Origin of the sequence: Promicromonospora sp. NPDC052451, from assembly GCF_044547525.1 — a bacterium.
In the GTDB taxonomy this organism is placed as follows: domain Bacteria; phylum Actinomycetota; class Actinomycetes; order Actinomycetales; family Cellulomonadaceae; genus Promicromonospora.
On the sequence record NZ_JBIUAP010000006.1, the window covers coordinates 1 to 1,151 of the forward strand.

1 protein-coding gene is annotated in these 1,151 nt (G+C 80.1%); it reads right to left on the reverse strand.

Annotated features, from left to right (window positions below):
• On the reverse strand, nucleotides 1-998 hold a 998-nt coding region (locus ACIG47_RS11920; protein WP_397430982.1), incomplete at its 3' end, for a helix-turn-helix transcriptional regulator.
• Between the last annotated feature and the right edge of the window lie 153 nt (nucleotides 999-1,151).

Below are 1,151 nucleotides of genomic sequence, written 5' to 3' on the forward strand. Positions count from 1 at the left end.
GGGGGGGGGGGGGGGGGCCCCGGGGGGGGGGGGGGGGGGGGGGGGCGCCGCGGGGGGGGGGGGGGGCCCCCCCGGGGGGGGGCCCCCGGGGGGGCCCCCCCCCCCCCCCCCCCCCCCCCGGCGGGGGGCCCCCCCCCCCCCCCCCCCCCCCCCCCCCCCCCCCCCGCGACGTGCTTGTCGGTGGCCTCGATCTCGTGGAGCGGCTGGACGCGGAGCGGCGCGTGCTCACCCACGACAAGCACCGCGCGCGCCGTCTCCTCGTGCGGCGCGAACCGCACCAGGAAGGTGCGCAGCCAGTAGTCCAGGAGGAACGCACCGCCGTCCCCGAGCTCCACGAGCCGTGCGACCCCTTCGGGGCTCCGTACGCCGTCCAGCGGGTACGACCTGCCCAGCGGCGTCACCGCTGCGGCCCCCGTCTGCATCAGCCGGACGAGCCAGCCGACCGCTTCCGGCCCGTCGGGCAGCGCGAGGCCCACCCGGCCGGGCAGCGGGATCGGACCTCCGAGCAGCGCCGCGGCCGCCGTGCCCTCGAACCGGTAGCCGACGTCGACCAGCCCCTCCATGAGCGACACCGTCATGCTCAGGTCGTCCGCCGCCTCCGTGCTGCCCGCGGCACCCTCCCCCATGGCGGCGACCGCGCGACGCAGGTCCTCGTCGAGCGGTTCGAGCTCCACCCTCATCTGCTTGCCGGTGGCCGCCAGGATCTTCGACAGCATCGCCCACGACGGCGAGCGCGCACCGGTCTCGATCGCCGCCACCGTGGCCCGCGAGACGCCGGCCCGGTCGGCCAGCGCCATCTGCGTCTGCCCGGCCGCGTACCGGGCGTCGCGCACGAGTCGCGCCGCGTCCACGGCCGCCCCTTGGATCTCCACCGCCTCATCGTGCACCGCCCGCCCCGGCGCCGCCGGACCAACCGGCCGCGCCTGTGGACAACGCTGGTCTGCGAGTGAACGCATGCCGGTGCGCACCGGACTCCCGGCGCGGCAGCAAGCAGACATACGAGGCCGGGCGGGCGGGACCGGGCGGGCGGGGCCGGGCGGGCGGAGCCCGGCGGGGCGGAGGGAGCGGAGCCGGGCGGAGCGGGGCAGGGCCCGGCGTAGGCGGGGCAGGGCCCGGCGTGGGCAGGCGGAGCGGGCGAGGCGGGGGCGAGG